This is a genomic window from Streptomyces sp. MNU89 (genome assembly GCF_020982505.1).
Lineage (GTDB): Bacteria > Actinomycetota > Actinomycetes > Streptomycetales > Streptomycetaceae > Streptomyces > Streptomyces xinghaiensis.
In genome coordinates this window covers 4,513,805-4,529,873 of sequence record NZ_JAJKLL010000001.1, presented here as the reverse complement: position 1 = coordinate 4,529,873, position 16,069 = coordinate 4,513,805, and the positions used below count along the sequence as shown (strand labels likewise).

13 protein-coding genes, 1 tRNA gene and 1 riboswitch are annotated in these 16,069 nt (G+C 72.5%); of the genes, 6 read left to right on the top strand and 8 right to left on the bottom strand.

Annotation, left to right across the window (positions count from 1 at the left end; translation table 11 throughout):
• Positions 1–367 precede the first annotated feature (367 nt).
• Together E4N63_RS19490 and E4N63_RS19485 are read left to right on the top strand one after the other, a co-directional pair.
• Positions 368–1,597 (top strand): cation:proton antiporter, encoded by a 1,230-nt coding sequence (locus E4N63_RS19490; protein WP_230241311.1) that lies wholly within the window; start codon positions 368–370, stop codon positions 1,595–1,597.
• On the top strand, positions 1,594–2,604 hold the full coding sequence (locus E4N63_RS19485) for a potassium channel family protein (protein ID WP_230241310.1): 1,011 nt from the start codon (positions 1,594–1,596) through the stop codon (positions 2,602–2,604). The genes E4N63_RS19490 and E4N63_RS19485 overlap by 4 nt, the downstream gene beginning before the upstream one ends.
• Before the next feature lie 263 nt (positions 2,605–2,867).
• Here E4N63_RS19485 and E4N63_RS19480 read toward each other — a convergent pair.
• Positions 2,868–2,950, bottom strand: a tRNA-Leu gene (locus E4N63_RS19480).
• 457 nt (positions 2,951–3,407) lie between these two features.
• Between E4N63_RS19480 and E4N63_RS19475 the strand changes: the two genes are divergently transcribed.
• Complete coding sequence (locus tag E4N63_RS19475) at positions 3,408–4,184, top strand: ABC transporter ATP-binding protein (protein WP_230242562.1); 777 nt, start codon at positions 3,408–3,410, stop codon at positions 4,182–4,184.
• A 129-nt stretch (positions 4,185–4,313) separates the two neighbouring features.
• A complete protein-coding gene (locus E4N63_RS19470; protein ID WP_125625561.1) occupies positions 4,314–6,830 on the top strand; it encodes an ABC transporter permease in 2,517 nt (838 codons plus the stop codon).
• A 114-nt stretch (positions 6,831–6,944) separates the two neighbouring features.
• Here E4N63_RS19470 and E4N63_RS19465 read toward each other — a convergent pair whose 3' ends face one another.
• Together E4N63_RS19465 and E4N63_RS19460 are read right to left on the bottom strand one after the other, a co-directional pair.
• On the bottom strand, positions 6,945–8,264 hold the full coding sequence (locus tag E4N63_RS19465; protein ID WP_230241309.1) for a cyclopropane-fatty-acyl-phospholipid synthase family protein: 1,320 nt from the start codon (positions 8,262–8,264) through the stop codon (positions 6,945–6,947).
• 310 nt (positions 8,265–8,574) lie between these two features.
• Positions 8,575–9,939 carry an NAD(P)/FAD-dependent oxidoreductase gene (locus E4N63_RS19460; RefSeq protein ID WP_230241308.1) on the bottom strand — a complete coding sequence of 455 codons (1,365 nt, stop codon included), beginning with the start codon at positions 9,937–9,939 and terminating at the stop codon, positions 8,575–8,577.
• Positions 9,940–10,502: 563 nt separating this feature from the next.
• On the opposite strand from E4N63_RS19460, the gene E4N63_RS19455 reads away from it, so the two are divergent.
• Both E4N63_RS19455 and E4N63_RS19450 read left to right on the top strand, forming a co-directional pair.
• Positions 10,503–10,775 carry a type II toxin-antitoxin system Phd/YefM family antitoxin gene (locus E4N63_RS19455; RefSeq protein ID WP_230241307.1) on the top strand — a complete coding sequence of 91 codons (273 nt, stop codon included), beginning with the start codon at positions 10,503–10,505 and terminating at the stop codon, positions 10,773–10,775.
• Entirely contained in the window at positions 10,772–11,041 is a 270-nt protein-coding gene (locus tag E4N63_RS19450) for a type II toxin-antitoxin system RelE/ParE family toxin (RefSeq protein ID WP_125625565.1), read from the top strand. The genes E4N63_RS19455 and E4N63_RS19450 overlap by 4 nt, the downstream gene beginning before the upstream one ends.
• Before the next feature lie 12 nt (positions 11,042–11,053).
• On the opposite strand, the gene E4N63_RS19445 is transcribed toward E4N63_RS19450, so the two are convergent.
• The 5 genes from E4N63_RS19445 to E4N63_RS19425 form a co-directional block, all read right to left on the bottom strand.
• Positions 11,054–12,007 carry a Ppx/GppA phosphatase family protein gene (locus tag E4N63_RS19445; protein WP_230241306.1) on the bottom strand — a complete coding sequence of 318 codons (954 nt, stop codon included), beginning with the start codon at positions 12,005–12,007 and terminating at the stop codon, positions 11,054–11,056.
• Positions 12,004–12,594 (bottom strand): DUF501 domain-containing protein, encoded by a 591-nt coding sequence (locus E4N63_RS19440; RefSeq protein WP_125625567.1) that lies wholly within the window; start codon positions 12,592–12,594, stop codon positions 12,004–12,006. Before E4N63_RS19440 ends, E4N63_RS19445 begins: the two co-directional genes overlap by 4 nt.
• 119 nt (positions 12,595–12,713) lie before the next feature.
• Entirely contained in the window at positions 12,714–13,190 is a 477-nt protein-coding gene (locus E4N63_RS19435; protein ID WP_228429513.1) for a septum formation initiator family protein, read from the bottom strand.
• A 145-nt stretch (positions 13,191–13,335) separates the two neighbouring features.
• The gene (eno, locus tag E4N63_RS19430; RefSeq protein ID WP_125626728.1) at positions 13,336–14,622 is read right to left on the bottom strand and encodes a phosphopyruvate hydratase; all 1,287 of its coding nucleotides are present in this window, start codon (positions 14,620–14,622) and stop codon (positions 13,336–13,338) included.
• Between the two features lie 287 nt (positions 14,623–14,909).
• Positions 14,910–15,641, bottom strand: coding sequence for a transglycosylase family protein (locus E4N63_RS19425; protein WP_230241305.1), 732 nt, complete (start codon positions 15,639–15,641; stop codon positions 14,910–14,912).
• Positions 15,642–15,645: 4 nt separating this feature from the next.
• Positions 15,646–15,810: riboswitch (cyclic di-AMP (ydaO/yuaA leader) on the bottom strand.
• Positions 15,811–16,069 lie beyond the last annotated feature (259 nt).

Sequence of the window (16,069 nt, the reverse complement as noted above, 5' to 3'; positions counted from 1 at the left end):
AAGCGGCCGGAAGGGCGGCCTCACGCCTTTCCGACGCCACCGGACCGGGGAGCCCGGTGGCCGGTGTGCGCCCGGTCACGCCCGGACCGGGCCTGCCCGAGTCCGGCGCGCCCCGCCGGCCGGCGGTCCCCCCGCGCTTCTCCGGTCCGGCGGGACGATACGGGCACCGTCCCCGTCCCGGCACACCCGGGTGGCCGAGGGCGGCACGCGCCGGGGCGTGGTGCCGGCCCCCGCCGGGTACGCCTGGCTCCCGGCGGTGACGCGCCACCCGGGCCCGGCCCCGTCCGGCCGGCTCCGGCCCCCGTCATCACGGTGCCCGCCGGATGAACCACCGGGGAACATACCGAGACCAGGAATGGGAAGCCGGATGCACGTGCTGGACCTTCTGCTGACAATCACCGGTGCCCTGGCCCTGGCGGTGGCCGCCGGCTCCGCTCTCATCCACCGCCTGCCGCTGAGCGGGCCGCTGCTCGCACTGCTGACCGGAATCCTCTTCGGCCCGGAAGTGCTGGGAGTCATCGACCTGCCCACCGTGGTGGAGGGGCACAAGGAGCTGCACGAGTTCTCCCGCCTGCTGCTGGCGTTGTCGGTGATGGCCGTGGCCCTGCGCTATCCGTTCCGCGCGGCCCGGTCGCGGGTCCGGCCGGTGGCCGTCCTCCTCGTCGTCGCGATGGCCGGGATGGCGCTGCTCACCACGGCGGTGTCGGCCGCCGCCCTCGGCGTCGGCCTGGGCACGGCGGTGCTGCTGGGTGCGGCGCTGTGCCCGACCGACCCGGTCCTGGCCTCGAGCGTGGTCACCGGAGAGCCGGCCGAGAAGGGCATCACCGAGCGGACCCGGCAGCTGCTCTCCCTCGAGTCCGGTTCCAACGACGGCCTCGCGCTGCCCCTGGTGCTGGCCGCGGTGGCGATCGCCGGGCCCCTCTCGGGCACCGACGCACTCCTGGAGTCCCTGTGGCAGGTTCTCGGCGCGGTCGTCCTCGGAGCGACGGCCGGCCTGCTCGCCGGCAGAGCGCTGCGCTGGGCGGAGCGCGAGGGCACCGTGGGCTCCGGTCCTCTGCTCCTCTACACCCTGCTGCTGGCCCTGGTCCTGCTCGGCGCGTCCGGGCTGCTCCGGCTCGACGGCATCCTCACCGTGTTCACCGGCGGCCTGGCCTTCAACGCGACGAGTTCCGCGCGTGACCGCACCGAGGACGACAAGGTGGACGAGTCGGTCAACCGCCTGCTGGTCCTGCCGCTGTTCACGGTGCTGGGCGCCATGATCCCCTGGCGCGAGTGGGGGGAGCTGGGCTGGTGGCGCGCCGTCCTGCTGGTCCTCGGTGTGCTGCTGCTGCGCCGGCTGCCGGTCCTGCTGGCCCTGAAGCGACCGCTCCGGCTCAGCTGGCGTGACGCCCTCTTCCTGGGCTGGTTCGGGCCCATCGGCGTCTCGGCGCTGTTCTACCTGACCCTGGAGGCCCACCGGCTCGGCGCCGACCCGGTCGTCCTGGCCGCCGGCACTCTGGTCGTGACCGCCAGCACCGTCGCGCACGGCGTGACCACGGCCCCGGGCCTGGCGCTCTACCGCAAGACCGCCCGCCGCGGACCGGAGGCCGCGGAGTGAACACGCTGCTGCTTCTCGGCGGCTGTGCTCTGGCCGCGCTGGCGCTCGCCGACGCCGTGGTGACGTCGCTGTCCATGGCCACGGGCACCGGGCCGGTCAGCGGCCGGGTGGCCGCAGGAGTGTGGCGGGTGCTGCTGGCCCTGCACACCAGGGCTCCCCGTGGCGGCAGGCTGCTGGAGCTGACCGGCACGGTGACGCTCGTGGCCACCTTCCTCAGCTGGACGGTGCTGCTGTGGACGGGGTGGTGGCTGGTCTTCACCGCCGAGGACACCGCTGTGGTCGCCTCCCGCACCGCCGAGCCCGCCGACGCCTGGACCCGGGTGTACTACACGGGCTACACCGTGTTCACCCTGGGCACCGGCGACTACGTGCCGGGCAACCCCTGGGCGCAGGGGGCCACCACCGCCGCCACCCTCTCGGGGCTCTTCCTGGTGACCCTGTCCATCACGTATCTGGTCCAGGTGGTCGAGGCCGTCGTCCACAAGCGCGTGCTCGCCGAACAGATTCACGCCCTTGGCCGGGATGCCGCCCGCATCGTCTCCGCAGGATGGACGGGTACGGCTTTCAGCTCCATGTTCAACCAGCACCTGGTCTCCCTGACCGCTCCCCTGCTGCGCATGGGCGAGCAGCATCTGGCCTATCCGGTCGTCCACTACTTCCACTCGGCCTCGCGCTCCAAGGCGCCCTCCCGTGCCATCGCGGCCCTCGACGACGCCTTGCTGCTGCTGCACGCCGGAGCGGCGCCCTCCGCCCGTCCCGACCCCTCGGCGACCGGCCCTCTGCTGGCGGCTCTGGACCAGGTGCTGGACACCCTGCGGGGCCAGTTCTTCGCCCGGGCCGAACGGGAACTTCCCGCTCCTCCCCTGTCGGTCCTCCACCGGGCGGGCATTCCCGCCGTCGAGGAGGAGCAGTACGCGGAGCGGGTCCGGGAGCACGCCGGGCGGCGGCGCACCATCCAGGGTTTTCTGCACAGCGACGGATGGCGGGACGATCCCGCGGCCTCCTGAGGACCGCCAGCGCGGGGCGGGGTCCGGAGCCGACGGTCCTCAGCGTGCTGCCGGGGCGCCGGCGAGGGCACCCGGCTGCCGGTGACCGTTGCTCACATCACGCGCGGGGCCGGCCGAGGGGCGCACCGGCCGCCTGTCCACGGGGAGGGTGTGCTCGCTCTGGGGACGGAAGTGACCGACGGCGTTCCCGCCGCATCCCCGGCAGCGGACCCGGAGGCCGGTTCTCCGCCGCTTCTCCCCCCCTCGGACCGGGGGACAGGGGGTGCCCGGAGCCGGACTTGAACCGGCACGGCCTTCTAGGCCAGTGAGGTTTAAGCTCACCGTGTCTGCATTCCACCATCCGGGCGGGATCCCCCATGACGATGCCAATGGGGCTGGTCAGGCTTGCGGGACCGCTCCCAGCGGCTCGCGGTCCCCCCATGGCGCCCTCCGAGCCTATCCGGGTGCGCGGTGCTGAACAGCCCGTTCCCGAAGGGTGGTTGTCTGATTTTATGGGCAGCTGAAGGTCCATCAGAACCGGGGTGGCGAGAACCTGCTGCTGGTCCCTGCGGGGCACCGCGTCCGGCTCGGTCCGGGGTGCCCGGAATTGACGCGATCTCGACTGCCCCCGGCCGCCCTCCGGCACATCCCGTCATCCCCAGGTATGACAGCGGCCCCCGCAGTACCTCCCTGGGGGGCCACGGAAACGGGTACGCGGGGTGATCCCAGGGGCTGTTCCGGCCGCGACGATGGTGGGGTCCCCGGGCGTCCCAGCCGATGGCCCGAACGCATGCAGACAGGAGCAGTTCCCCGTGACCACCAGCATCAAAGGTGCCCGGACCGCCACCCGCCCCACCACGGTCGCCGCCCGCGCCACGGACCTCACCAAGGTCTACGGCCAGGGGGAGACGCAGGTGGTCGCGCTCGACGGGGTCTCCGCCGACTTCCACCGGGGCGAGTTCACCGCGATCATGGGCCCGTCGGGCTCCGGCAAGTCGACGCTGATGCACTGCGTGGCCGGGCTGGACTCGATATCCGCCGGCTCCGCCCGCATCGGCGACACCGAACTGGCATCCCTCAAGGACAAGCAGCTCACGCAGCTCCGCCGGGACAAGATCGGTTTCATCTTCCAGGCGTTCAACCTGCTGCCCACTCTCAACGCCCTGGAGAACATCACTCTCCCCATGGACATCGCGGGCCGCAAGCCCGACCCGGAGTGGCTCGACCGGGTCGTGAAGACCGTCGGCCTGGAGGGCCGTCTCAAGCACCGGCCGACCGAACTGTCCGGCGGCCAGCAGCAGCGCGTGGCCGTCGCCCGCGCGCTCGCGAGCCGCCCCGAGATCATCTTCGCGGACGAGCCGACCGGCAACCTCGACTCCCGCTCCGGCGCCGAGGTGCTGGGCTTTCTCCGCAACTCCGTGCGCGAGCTGGGCCAGACGGTCGTGATGGTCACCCACGACCCGGTCGCCGCCGCCTACGCCGACCGCGTCGTCTTCCTCGCCGACGGACGCATCGTCGACGAGCTGGAGAACCCGACGGCCGAGGCCGTGCTCGACCGGATGCGCACCCTGCCCACCGGGGCGGGCGGCACCGGCGCCTGAACCGCCGCCACCGCCCGATCAGCCGCGCCCCCACCGCGCGCCCCGCCGTGCGCCGCCGTGCGGGAGCAGTGTGTGAACCTCCCCGGCCCGCGGGCCGTCCCGCCCACCCTCACCAGGATTGACAGGACCATGCTCCGTACCGCCCTGCGCAATGTGCTCGCGCACAAGGCCAGGCTGCTGATGACCGTGCTCGCCGTCCTTCTCGGCGTCGCCTTCGTCTCCGGCACCCTGACCTTCACCGACACCATCGGTGACGCCTTCAAGAAGAGCTCCGCCAAGAGCTTCGACCACGTTTCCGTCGCCATCCGGTGGGGCAGCGTCGCGGCCGGCGAGGAGGAGCCCCGGCTCGACGACGCCCTGCTGAAGAAGGCCGAGGAGCTGCCCGGCGCCGCGTCGGCCACGGCCGCCGTCTCCGACTTCACCGCGCTCGCCGGCAAGGACGGCAAGCTCGTCGGCGAGGGCTGGTCCACCCTCGGCGGCAACCACCACCCCGGCCCGGACGGCGAGGACCCCCGCTACACCTTCACCGACGGCCGCGCCCCGGAGACCGGTGACGAGGTGGCCCTCGACCGCCGCACCGCCGAGCGCACCGGCTACCGCACCGGCGACACCGTACGGCTCTCCGTCGACGGACCGGTCCGGACGCCCGAGGTCACCGGGATCTTCGACACCTCGGACGGCAACGTCGCGGCCGGCGGCACCCTGGTGCTCTTCGACAACGACACGGCCCTCGACCTGTTCGGCGGAGCCGACGGATACGACGAGATCACCGTCCAGGCCGCGGCCGGCACCTCGCAGACCGAGCTCAAGGCGGCGGTCGAGGAGATCCTGCCGAAGGGCACCGAGGCCGTCACCGGCAAGGTCCTCTCCGACGAGCAGGCGCGCCAGATCACCGCGGAGACCGAGGAGATGGGCAACGTCCTGCTCTACTTCGCGGCCGTCGCCCTCTTCGTCGGCATCTTCATCATCGCCAACACCTTCACCATGCTCGTCGCCCAGCGCACCCGGGAAGTCGCGCTGATGCGCGCCATCGGCGCCTCCCGCCGCCAGGTGACCCGTTCGGTGCTCATCGAGGCGTTCCTCGTCGGCCTGGTGGCCGCCGTCCTCGGTTTCGTGGCCGGTCTCGGCATCGCCGTCGGCATGCGCGCCGGCATCGGCGCGGTGGGGGCGACCATCCCGGACGGGCCGCTCGTCATCGCCCCGCAGACCCCGCTGATCGCTCTGGTGATCGGTGTGGTGGTGACCATGCTGGCGGCCTGGCTGCCCGGCCGGCGGGCCGCGAAGGTGCCGCCGGTGGCCGCGATGAACAGCGTGCACGCCACCCCGACGACCCGCGGACTGGTGGTGCGCAACAGCATCGGCGCGGGCATCACCGCCATCGGCGGGGCGCTCCTCTTCCTCGGCGTCACCCAGGACAAGAACCAGCTCCTGGCGGCCGGTTCGGCGACGATGATGGTCGGGGTGATCGTGCTGACGCCGCTGCTGTCCCGCCCGGTCATCGCCGCTGCCGCGCCCCTGCTGGACCGTTTCGGCACGGCCGGCAAGCTGGCCCGGCTCAACTCGCTGCGTAATCCGCGCCGCACCGCCTCCACCGCCTCCGCGCTGATGATCGGGCTCACCCTGGTCACCGGTCTGACGGTGGTCGCCACCTCGGTGCAGAGCGCCGTCGACAAGATGGCCGTGGGGCTGATGAAGGCCGACTACGCGGTGAGCATGGCGAGTTACACCGGGCTCTCCCCCGACGTGCGCGAGAAGCTGGACGGAATGCCGGAGGTCGCGGCCACCAGCCCGATGCGCGCCGCGTACGGCACGGTGAACGACGAATGGGTGGGGATGACCGGGGTCGACCCGGCGTCCATCGGCCAGGTGCTCTCCCTCGACTTCAGCAGCGGCTCGCTGGACCGCCTCGGAGGACGCCGCGCGGTCGTCGACCACAAGACCGCCGAGGCGGCCGGGATCGCGACCGGTGACACCTTCACCTACGAGTTCGACGACGGCAAGACCGAGAAGCTCGAGGTCGCGGGCGTCTACACCGGCAACGAGATGATCGACGGCTTCTTCGTCACCACGGGCGTGGTCGATCCGCATCTGCAGGAGATCACCGACTTCCAGGTGATGGTGAAGATGAAGGACGGTCCCTCCGCGCAGGCCGAGGAGACCATCACCGAGGCGCTCGGCAAGAACCCGGCGATCCGGATCCAGGACAAGCGGGCCATCAGCGAGGAGATCAGCGGCGTGATCAGCCTGATCCTCAACATGCTCTACGGCCTGCTGGCGATGGCCGTGATCATCGCGGTCCTCGGAGTGATCAACACCCTGGCCATGTCGGTCTTCGAACGGAAGCACGAGATCGGGATGTTGCGGGCGATCGGCATGGACCGCTCGCGGGTCAAGCGGATGATCCGGCTGGAGTCGATCGTGATCTCGCTCTTCGGTGCCGTGCTCGGCATCGGACTCGGGGTCTTCCTCGCCTGGGCCGCCGGGACGTCCATCACCGAGTCGATGGAGACGTACACCATGACCGTCCCGTGGGAGCGGATCGGCGCCTTCCTGGCCCTGGCCGGACTCGTCGGTGTCCTGGCCGCGCTGTGGCCGGCGCGGCGGGCGGCGAAGCTGAACGCGCTGGAGGCGATCAAAGCGGAGTAGCGGCGGGACCCCGCCCCCGTGGGGCGGGCACCGGCACCGGGCCCCGTTCGCGACGTACAGCCGTCGCGAACGGGGCCCGGTGCGGTCGGTGCCGGATGCCGCCGGAGCCGCCGTTCAGGTCTCCGTCCACGCCCGGGGGCGCAGCGGGAGGCCCGAGGTGCCGCCCTCCGGGGTGCGGACGGCGAGGATCTGGTTGACGCCGATCCGGTTCCGTTCGAAGGAGAGCGCGGACGCGGCCATGTAGAGCCGCCAGACCCGGGCGCGACCGGGCGAGACCATGCGCAGGGCCCGCGGCCAGTCCCGTTCCAGACGCGCCACCCACTGACGGAGCGTCAGCGCGTAGTGCTCGCGGATCGCCTCCACGTCGCGCACCTCGAAGCCGGCCTCCTCCAGGCGGGAGACGGTGGAGCCGACCGGGGCCAGCTCGCCGTCCGGGAAGACGTAGGCGTCGATGAACTCGTCGATGCGGTACTCCTCCTCGTCGGGCTGCGGGCGGCGGGCGATCTGGTGGTTGAGCAGCCGGCCGCCGGGGCGCAGCAGCCCGTGGAGTACGCCGGCGTACGCCCGGTAGCGCGCCGAGCCGACGTGCTCGGCCATGCCGATCGAGGCGATGGCGTCGTACGGGCCGTCGGGGACCTCGCGGTAGTCCTGCACCCGGATCTCCACCCGGTCCGCCAGGCCTTCCTCGGCGATCCACTTGCGGGCGTGGGCGGCCTGCTCGGAGGACAGGGTGATCCCGACGGCGCGCACCCCGTATTCGCGCGCCGCGTGCAGCACCAGCGCGCCCCAGCCGCAGCCGACGTCCAGCAGCCGGGACCCGGGGCGCAGCGCCAGCTTGCGGCAGACGAGGTCGAGCTTGTCGCGCTGGGCCGTCTCCAGGTCCGCGCCCTCCGTCCAGTAGGCGCAGGAGTACACCATGGACGGGCCCAGGACGAGGGCGTAGAAGTCGTTGCCGACGTCGTAGTGGTGGCTGACGGCCCGGCGGTCGCGGCGCGGGCTGTGCAGCGGCCCGCCGCGCAGGCGGCGCGCCTCCTCGCGGGGCGGCGGCGGGGGCAGCCCGGGGCCGGCCAGCGTCACGAGCTCGCGGACGGCGGCCCGGGTCCGCGGGTCGCGCAGGGCCGCGGCAGCGCCCAGGGCGCCGCGGACACCGCCGCCCGGGCCCGCGCCACGCTCCCAGAACAGGCCGGACAGCCGGTCCATCCCTTCGTAGAGATCGCCGAGGATGTCCAGCTCACCGGCCACCCAGGCGCGGGCCAGGCCGAGTTCGCCCGGACACCAGAGGAACCGGCGCAGCGCCCGCCGGTGGCGTACGGAGAGGACGGGCGCGCCGGGCGGGCCGTCCTCGCTGCCGTCCCAGGCCCGGATCCGCAGGGGGAACGGGGTGCCCAGCAGTTCCTCGGCGAGTGCGGTGAGCCGCCGCGCGGCGTCGGCCATGTCTCATACACCTCCGTGGGCGGGAGCGGTGAACGTCTACGTCTCTACGGAAGCACCGGGCCCGCCCGAATCCCAGACCCCTGCGGGACAGAGGCGGGGGCAGTGCGGCCGGGACGGAGGTCCGGCGCGCCCGGGCCGAGTGACCACGGAGCGGCGACCGCGGTCCGGGAACGCCGAAGGGGCGTCCGCCCCACGGATTCGGCGGACGCCCCTTCGGGCTGCTGTTTCTGCTGTTCGCGGGGCCGGGCCCCGCGCGGTCAGGAGGCCCTGGCCTTCTCGGAACGCTCGGCCTTCTCCGGCGACTCGGCCGTCACGGGCCGGGCGTCGGAGGGGCGGGCGCCGGGCGGGCGGCCTCGTAGAACTCCTCGCGGGGGTTCTCCATCGCACCGAGGGACACGACCTCGCGCTTGAGGAACGTCTGCAGGGTCCAGTCGGCGAAGACCCGGATCTTGCGGTTCCAGGTCGGCACGGCCATGCCGTGGTACGTGCGGTGGAAGTACCAGGCGGCGCGGCCCTTGACCTTGATCTTCACGCGCTTGCCGAGCCGGATCACCGCGACGCCCTTGTGCAGGCCCAGACCGGCGACCGCGCCCTTGTTGGCGTGCTTGTACTCCTTCTGCGGGAAGCCCCGCAGCGCGGAGATGACGTTGTCGCCGAGGACCCGGGCCTGGCGCAGCGCGTGCTGCGCGGACGGCGGGCACCAGGCGTTCTCGACGCCCTCGGCGCGGGCGGCGAGGTCCGGCACCTGGGCGTTGTCGCCCGCGGCCCAGATGTGGCCGCTGCCCTTGACCTGGAGCGTGGCCTCCGCGTCGACGTGGCCGCGCGGGCCGAGCGGCAGGCCGTAGCGGGCCAGCGCCGGGTTGGGCTTGACGCCGGCGGTCCAGACGAGGGTGCCGGAGTCGACCTCCAGGCCGTTCTTGAGCACGACGTGGCCGTCGACGCAGGACTCCAGGGAGGTCTGCAGGTAGACCTCGACACCGCGCTTCCGGAGGTGCTCCAGACCCCACTTGCCGAGCTCGGGGCCGACCTCCGGGAGGATCTTGTCGGCGGCGTCGACGAGCACGAACCGCATGTCCTCGCGGGAGACGTTCGGGTAGTACTTCGCCGCGTCGCGGGCCATGTCCTCGACCTCGCCCACGGTCTCCGCGCCGGCGAAGCCGCCGCCGACGAAGACGAAGGTCAGCGCCTTGCGGCGGACCTCCTCGTCGGTCGTGGAGTCGGCCTTGTCGAGCTGCTCCAGGACGTGGTTGCGGAGGCCGATGGCCTCCTCCACGCCCTTCATGCCGATGCCCTGCTCGGCCAGGCCGGGGATCGGGAAGGTCCGGGAGACGGCGCCGAGCGCCACGATCAGGTAGTCGAAGGGCAGCTCGTAGGCCTCGCCGACGAGCGGCGTGACCGTGGCGACCTTCCGGTCCTGGTCGATGGTCGTGACGCGGCCCGTCAGGACCTCCGCCTTGGGGAGCACGCGCCGCAGCGGGACCACGACGTGGCGCGGGGAGATGCTGCCGGCTGCGGCTTCGGGGAGGAAGGGCTGGTACGTCATGTACGAGCGCGGGTCGACGACCGTGACTGTCGCCTCGCCGTACCGCATCTTCTTGAGAATGCGGCGCGCCGCGTACAGGCCGACGTAACCGCCGCCTACTACGAGGATCCGTGGACGCTCCGTGGTGCTCATGATTCGAGTATCCAGCACTCCGGAGGGGGGTGCTCGTGAGGCCCTTCACAAGGACTCCTCAGCCCTGTGTTACACTCCGCCCCCTGCCGCGGAAGACCCGACATTCCGGGCGGACCACCAACCGGCCCGGCCTCCGCGAAACCCCCCGTGAGCTGCGGTTGTGCACTCCGGGACGAGTGGACCGCCGCGGAGCGGCCACTCCGGCACCCCACCGCCCGGGCCTCGCACACCTTCGTCTCGGAGGCTCCGCGCGCCCTTATCCGGGGTTTATCAGCCGCCCGGACGCATTCACCGCCACTTTTTCATGTGAAGAGTTTCACGAACTCTTTTTCGCCAGGTCGCGCGCCCTCCCCGCAGGGCCCCACCGAGGCCGCTCACCCGATGCGCGCCCAGCTCAGGAGAGAGCCGGGCACCTGCTCCGGAGGCGGGCCACCGACCCGGTCCCGGCCCAGGGAAACCGGCCGTCGACGCGACGCCTGCGCCACGGACCAGGCGATGCCGTCGAGGATGGCTCACGAGCGGGATCCTTACGTTGTGTACACGAGAATGCGTACACTCGGTCCATGACCGAGAACACCGCGACCGTCAGGGAAGCACGCGCGCATCTCGCGCAATACATCAACCAGGCCGAGGAAGGCACTCCGACCGTCATCACACGCAACGGTGCCCCGGTTGCCGCAGTCGTGCCGATCACCGACTTCGAAGCGCTGGAAGAGGCGGCCGACGTCATGCTGGCCCGCGAGGCGGAAGCAGTTCTGGCCGACGACGAGCCCACCGTTTCGATGGCCGAGCTGCTGGCGGACCTGTTCAGCGAGCGCGGTGAAGGCGCCGCGTGAAGTACGCGTTCCGGTTCACCACGGCAGCACAGCGACAGCTCCGGGCCATCAGCCGACTCGAAGCCATGCGCATCCTGACCGCACTGACCGCGCTCGGCGACGACCCCTACCGCGAGGACGCCGACATCAAGAAGCTCACCGGCCCCTCGGGGCTCTACCGGCTCCGAGTGGGCAACTACAGGGTCGCGTACCAGATCAACGACGGTGAACTCGTCGTCCTCGTCGTCAAGGTGAGCGACCGGCGGGACGTCTACCGCAACCTGTAGCCGCTCCGCCGGTCATCCCGCGTCGGCCACCAGAGACCAGGCGATGCCGTCCAGGATGTCGTGTTCGCTGACGACGACCTCCGCGGCGCCGGTCCGTTCCATGACCGCCAGCAGCACCAGGGCACCCGCGCCGATCACGTCCACCCGGCCCGGGTGCATCACCGGGATCGCGGCGCGCTCGGCGTGCGTCGAGCCCAGCAGCCGCTCGGTGACCTCGCGGACCCGCTCCACGGGGACGCGGGAGTGGTGGATGGCCGCCGAGTCGTACTCCGGCAGTCCCAGCGCGATCGCGGCCACGGTGGTGACGGAGCCGGCCAGCCCCACCAGCGTCCGGGCCTCGCGCAGCGGCACCGTCCGCCCGGCCAGGTCGAGCGCGGCGTCGACGTCGGCCCGTATGGCCGCGATCTGCTCCCGCGACGGCGGGTCGGCGACCGCGCCGTCCCGCACCAGATGGCGTTCGGTCATCCGGACGCAGCCGATGTCGACGGAGCGCGCGGCGCGCACCCGCTCGGCGCCGACGACGAACTCGGTGGAGCCGCCGCCGATGTCCACCACCAGGTATGGAGTCTCCAGATCCCGCCGCCCGGCCAGCTCCCGGGTCGCGCCGGTGAAGGAGAACTCCGCCTCCTGGTCCCCGGTGACGACCTCCGGCTCGACGCCCAGGATGTCGCGGACCCCGCGCACGAAGTCGTCCCGGTTCTCGGCGTCGCGGGAGGCGGAGGTGGCGACGAAGCGGAGCGGCCCGGCGCCCAGTGAGCGGATGGCATCGGCGTACTCGCGGCAGGCGGCGAAGGTGCGCTCCAGGGCCTCCGGCGCCAGCCGGCCGGTGCGGTCCACGCCCTGGCCGAGCCGGACGATCGTCATCCGCCGGTCGAGGTCCGTGAGTTCGCCGGTGGCCGGGTCGACGTCGGCGACCAGCAGCCGGATGGAGTTCGTTCCGCAGTCGATCGCGGCCACGCGGGTCATGCGGTCTCCCCTTCCGCGGCGCTCCCCTGCTCCCGCGCCCCCTCCGGCGCCCCCGGGCCGGCGGCGGCCGGTTCGCCCGGGCTCACGCACGGGCCCTTGCGCCACCACTCCGGCAGCAGGGCGATCGCCTCGTCACCCAGCGGGTTGACGCCCGGGCCGGCGGCCAGCGAGTGGGCGACCAGGACATGCAGGCACTTCACCCGGTCCGGCATACCGCCCGCGCTGGGAAAGCCCCGGAGGACCTCGACGGCGTCACGGCGGGCGATGTAGTCCTCGTGCGCGGCGCGGTAGGCGGCGGCCAGCTCCTCGTCCTCGGCGAGCCGGGCCGTCATCTCCTTCATCACGCCCTCCGCCTCCAGCGTGCCGATCGCGGAGGCGGCGCGCGGGCAGGTCAGGTAGTACAGCGTGGGGAACGGGGTGCCGTCCTCCAGCCGCGGCGCCGTCTCGACCACGTCGGGCCGCCCGCAGGGACAGCGGTGCGCGATGGCCCGCAAACCGCGGGGCGGGCGGCCGAGCTGCTCGCGGAACGCCGCGATGTCGGCCTCGGTGGGTGCGGTGGGCGCGGTCTGAGGAGGGGGCGTGTCCATGCCGGTGCGGATCTCTTCGGTCGGTTCGGGTGGGAAGTTCGGGCGGGAAGTTCGGAGGGAACAAGGAGGGCGGGACGAGACGGGGAGACGGCGGGAGGGCCCGGGCCGCCCCGGGTGCGTCAGCCGCCGGAGTCCGCCCGGTCGACGTCGCTCCACAGCTTCCGGTACCAGGGGAGCTCGTCGCCGTCGTCGTCCTGCCCGGCCTCCTCCCCGGCGCCGTCCGCGCCCCGCGGCACGATGTAGCCGGTCTCGCCCGGGCGTACGTAGTGCAGCCGCTCGCGCAGCTGCCGCTCGGCGTAGGCGTCGTCCTGCCAGCGGGCCTTGAGGTCGCGCAGCTCCTCGACCGCCGCCCGCGCCTCCTCGGCGCGGCGCTGCTGTTCGGCGATCTCCGACTGCTGCGAGACCCACTGCCGCATCGGATAGGCGAGGGCGACGACCAGCGTGCACACGACCAGCGCCAGCAGCGCGGCCCGGCCCGTCAGCCGGTTGCGGCGCTGGGGCCGGGCCCGGTAGACCCGGGCGGCGGCCTGCTCGCCGAGGGCCCGGAGCCGGGTCGCGGTCGAGCCCGGCTGGGAAAAGGGGGAAAAGCCGGACAACCTCGCCCCACCGCCGGCGGGGGCACCCCTGTCGCGGTCCGCGGCCACGCTCGCCTCCCCTGTCGTCCGTTGCGTCACGTCCCCGGCCACGGTACGGGACCGGGCCGGGGACATGACGTACTGACGTACTGGCGTACTGCCGGGGCTAGCGGCCGAAGCGCGGGAACGCGGAGCGGCCGGCGTACACCGCGGCGTCGTCGAGGATCTCCTCGATGCGCAGCAGCTGGTTGTACTTGGCGACGCGCTCGGAGCGGGCCGGTGCACCGGTCTTGATCTGGCCGCAGTTGGTGGCGACGGCCAGGTCGGCGATGGTGACGTCCTCGGTCTCGCCGGAGCGGTGGGACATCATGCACTTGTAGCCGCTGCGCTGGGCCAGCTCGACGGCGTCCAGGGTCTCGGTCAGCGAGCCGATCTGGTTCACCTTCACCAGGAGCGCGTTGGCGGTGTCGCTCTCGATACCGCGGGCGAGGCGCTCGGGATTGGTGACGAACAGGTCGTCACCGACGATCTGCACCTTGTCGCCGAGCTTCTCGGTGAGGGTCTTCCAGCCCTCCCAGTCCTCCTCGTTCAGCGGGTCCTCGATGGAGACCAGCGGGTACGCGGCGACGAGCTCGGCGTAGTAGTCGGTCATCTCGGCGGCCGAGAGGGACTTGCCCTCGAAGGAGTAGGAGCCGTCCTTGTGGAACTCGGTGGCGGCCACGTCGAGCGCCAGGGCGATGTCCTGGCCCGGCTCGTAACCGGCCTTGCGGATGGCCTCCACGATGAGGTCCAGGGCCTCGCGGTTGGAGCCGAGGTTCGGGGCGAAGCCGCCCTCGTCGCCCAGGCCGGTGCCCAGGCCGCGCTCCTTCAGGACGGTCTTGAGGGTGTGGTAGACCTCCGCACCCCAGCGCACCGCCTCGGAGAAGGACTCCGCGCCGATGGGGGCGATCATGAACTCCTGGATGTCCACGTTGGAGTCGGCGTGCGAGCCGCCGTTCAGGATGTTCATCATCGGGACCGGCAGCAGGTGGGCGTTCGGGCCGCCGAGGTAGCGGAAGAGCGGCAGGTCGGACGCCTCCGAGGCGGCGTGCGCCACGGCGAGCGAGACGCCGAGGATGGCGTTGGCGCCGAGCGAGGACTTGTCGGGGGTGGCGTCCAGGTCGAACATCGCCTGGTCGATCAGCCGCTGCTCGGTGGCGTCGTAGCCGACGAGCTCCGGGCCGATCTGCTCGATGACCGCGAGGACGGCCTTCTCCACACCCTTGCCGCCGTAGCGGTTCTTGTCGCCGTCACGGAGCTCGAGGGCCTCGAACGCACCGGTGGAGGCACCGGAGGGGACGGCAGCACGGCCGGTGCTGCCGTCGTCGAGGCCGACCTCGACCTCGACCGTTGGGTTGCCTCGCGAGTCGAGGATTTCCCGGGCTACGACGACGTCGATGGACGGCACGAGCATCTCCTTCTGGGAATGTGACGCTGGATCGCAGTGTCTTTCTCGCCGCGAACGGCTCTGCGCCACGAGCCTAACCGGCCGGGGGGCCGGGGTCGGCCGACCGCCCGTCCGGCGAGACGAAAAGACATCCGAAATCCGGCATTGAGGGGGCAATCACCTCGGATGAGGTGGCTCGAAGAGGTGCCCGGGGGCGCCGTGGCGCCGGGAACGGAAAGGCACCGGCCCGGCGCCGCCGGGGGCGTGCCGGGCCGGTGCCGTGCCGCCCGGAGCGGGGCGGCCCTGCGGGGCGGTCAGCTCAGCCTGAGGAGCTGGCCGGGGTAGATGACGTCCGGGGCGTCGATCTTGTCCCGGTTCATGGCGTAGAGCTTCTGCCAGCCGCCCTTGATCCCCAGGGTCTCGGCGATCTCGGAGAGGGTGTCGCCCTCGACGACCTCGTACTTGCCGTCGACCAGCTCGGGAGCAGACTTCTTCCCCGCCCCGGCGGCTTCCCCGGTCTTCGGCGCCCCAGCCGCGTCCCGCTGCTCCGCCCGGGCGGCGGGCGCGTCCGCGGACCGCTCCTGCCGCGGCGCGGCCTGCTCCTGCTCGCCGGCGTCCCGGCCGAGTCCGGTGAGCGGGGCGACGCCGGGGGCGGGGCCGCCCGCCTTCAGCCCGCCCGCCCCGGCGCAGGTCCAGGCGCCCGGGCCCTGCATGGCGAGCAGCCGTTCGGCGGTCGCGATCTGCTCTTCCTTGGTGGCGAGGTCGGCGCGCGGGGCGTAGCGCAGCCCGCCCGCGGCCTTCCAGCTGGACTGCTTGAACTGCAGCCCGCCGTAGTGGCCGTTGCCGGTGTTGATCTTCCAGTTGCCGCTGGACTCGCACTGGGCCACGGCCTCCCAGGTGTCGACGGAGGCGGCGGAGGCGGTGTCGGCGGTGCCCACGAGCGGGATGGCCGCGGCGGTGCCGGCAGCGCCGGCGAACGTGACGATACGACGTGACTTGGGCGGGGCGGGGCGGCGGTGCCTGCCCTTGTAACCGGTACGCAGCATGAAACGTCTCTCTCACCGACGCCTGCGAGGTGAGCTGTCGGGTTGGGGCTGTGAGCGGCCCTGCCGAGTGCTCCCGCACTGGGCTTCACCCCTAGCCGGTCGGTCCGCGCGGGCGGTCCTCACGGCACTTACCTGGGTCCCCCGCTCCTGCCTACGGCGCTTGCGCGGCGACTGCCCTCCGGCCACCGGCAGGACTCGGCGTGGTGGTCGGGGGTGCCCGCTGGCGGCGAGCGATAAGACGTTAAGCACATCGTCACTGACGGGACATAACCCGACACACCGTCACTTACCTCCCGCACCGTCGTCCGTACCGCCGTTGTCGCAGGTGACGGCCGGGACGGCGAAGAGGGCGGCCGGTGGCCCCGGTTCATCCGATGGGACGCAGGGACCGCGCGCCGCACCGGTGTGCTGCCGCCCCGGCCCGGAGC

Excerpts from the sequence above, each read along its gene's own strand:
- E4N63_RS19490 (WP_230241311.1), top strand. The coding sequence starts at position 368 with ATGCACGTGCTGGACCTTCTGCTGACAATCACCGGTGCCCTGGCCCTG.
- E4N63_RS19470 (WP_125625561.1), top strand. The coding sequence starts at position 4,314 with ATGCTCCGTACCGCCCTGCGCAATGTGCTCGCGCACAAGGCCAGGCTG.
- E4N63_RS19465 (WP_230241309.1), bottom strand. The coding sequence starts at position 8,264 with ATGGCCGACGCCGCGCGGCGGCTCACCGCACTCGCCGAGGAACTGCTG.
- E4N63_RS19460 (WP_230241308.1), bottom strand. The coding sequence starts at position 9,939 with ATGAGCACCACGGAGCGTCCACGGATCCTCGTAGTAGGCGGCGGTTAC.
- E4N63_RS19455 (WP_230241307.1), top strand. The coding sequence starts at position 10,503 with ATGACCGAGAACACCGCGACCGTCAGGGAAGCACGCGCGCATCTCGCG.
- E4N63_RS19445 (WP_230241306.1), bottom strand. The coding sequence starts at position 12,007 with ATGACCCGCGTGGCCGCGATCGACTGCGGAACGAACTCCATCCGGCTG.
- E4N63_RS19440 (WP_125625567.1), bottom strand. The coding sequence starts at position 12,594 with ATGGACACGCCCCCTCCTCAGACCGCGCCCACCGCACCCACCGAGGCC.
- eno (WP_125626728.1), bottom strand. The coding sequence starts at position 14,622 with ATGCTCGTGCCGTCCATCGACGTCGTCGTAGCCCGGGAAATCCTCGAC.
- E4N63_RS19425 (WP_230241305.1), bottom strand. The coding sequence starts at position 15,641 with ATGCTGCGTACCGGTTACAAGGGCAGGCACCGCCGCCCCGCCCCGCCC.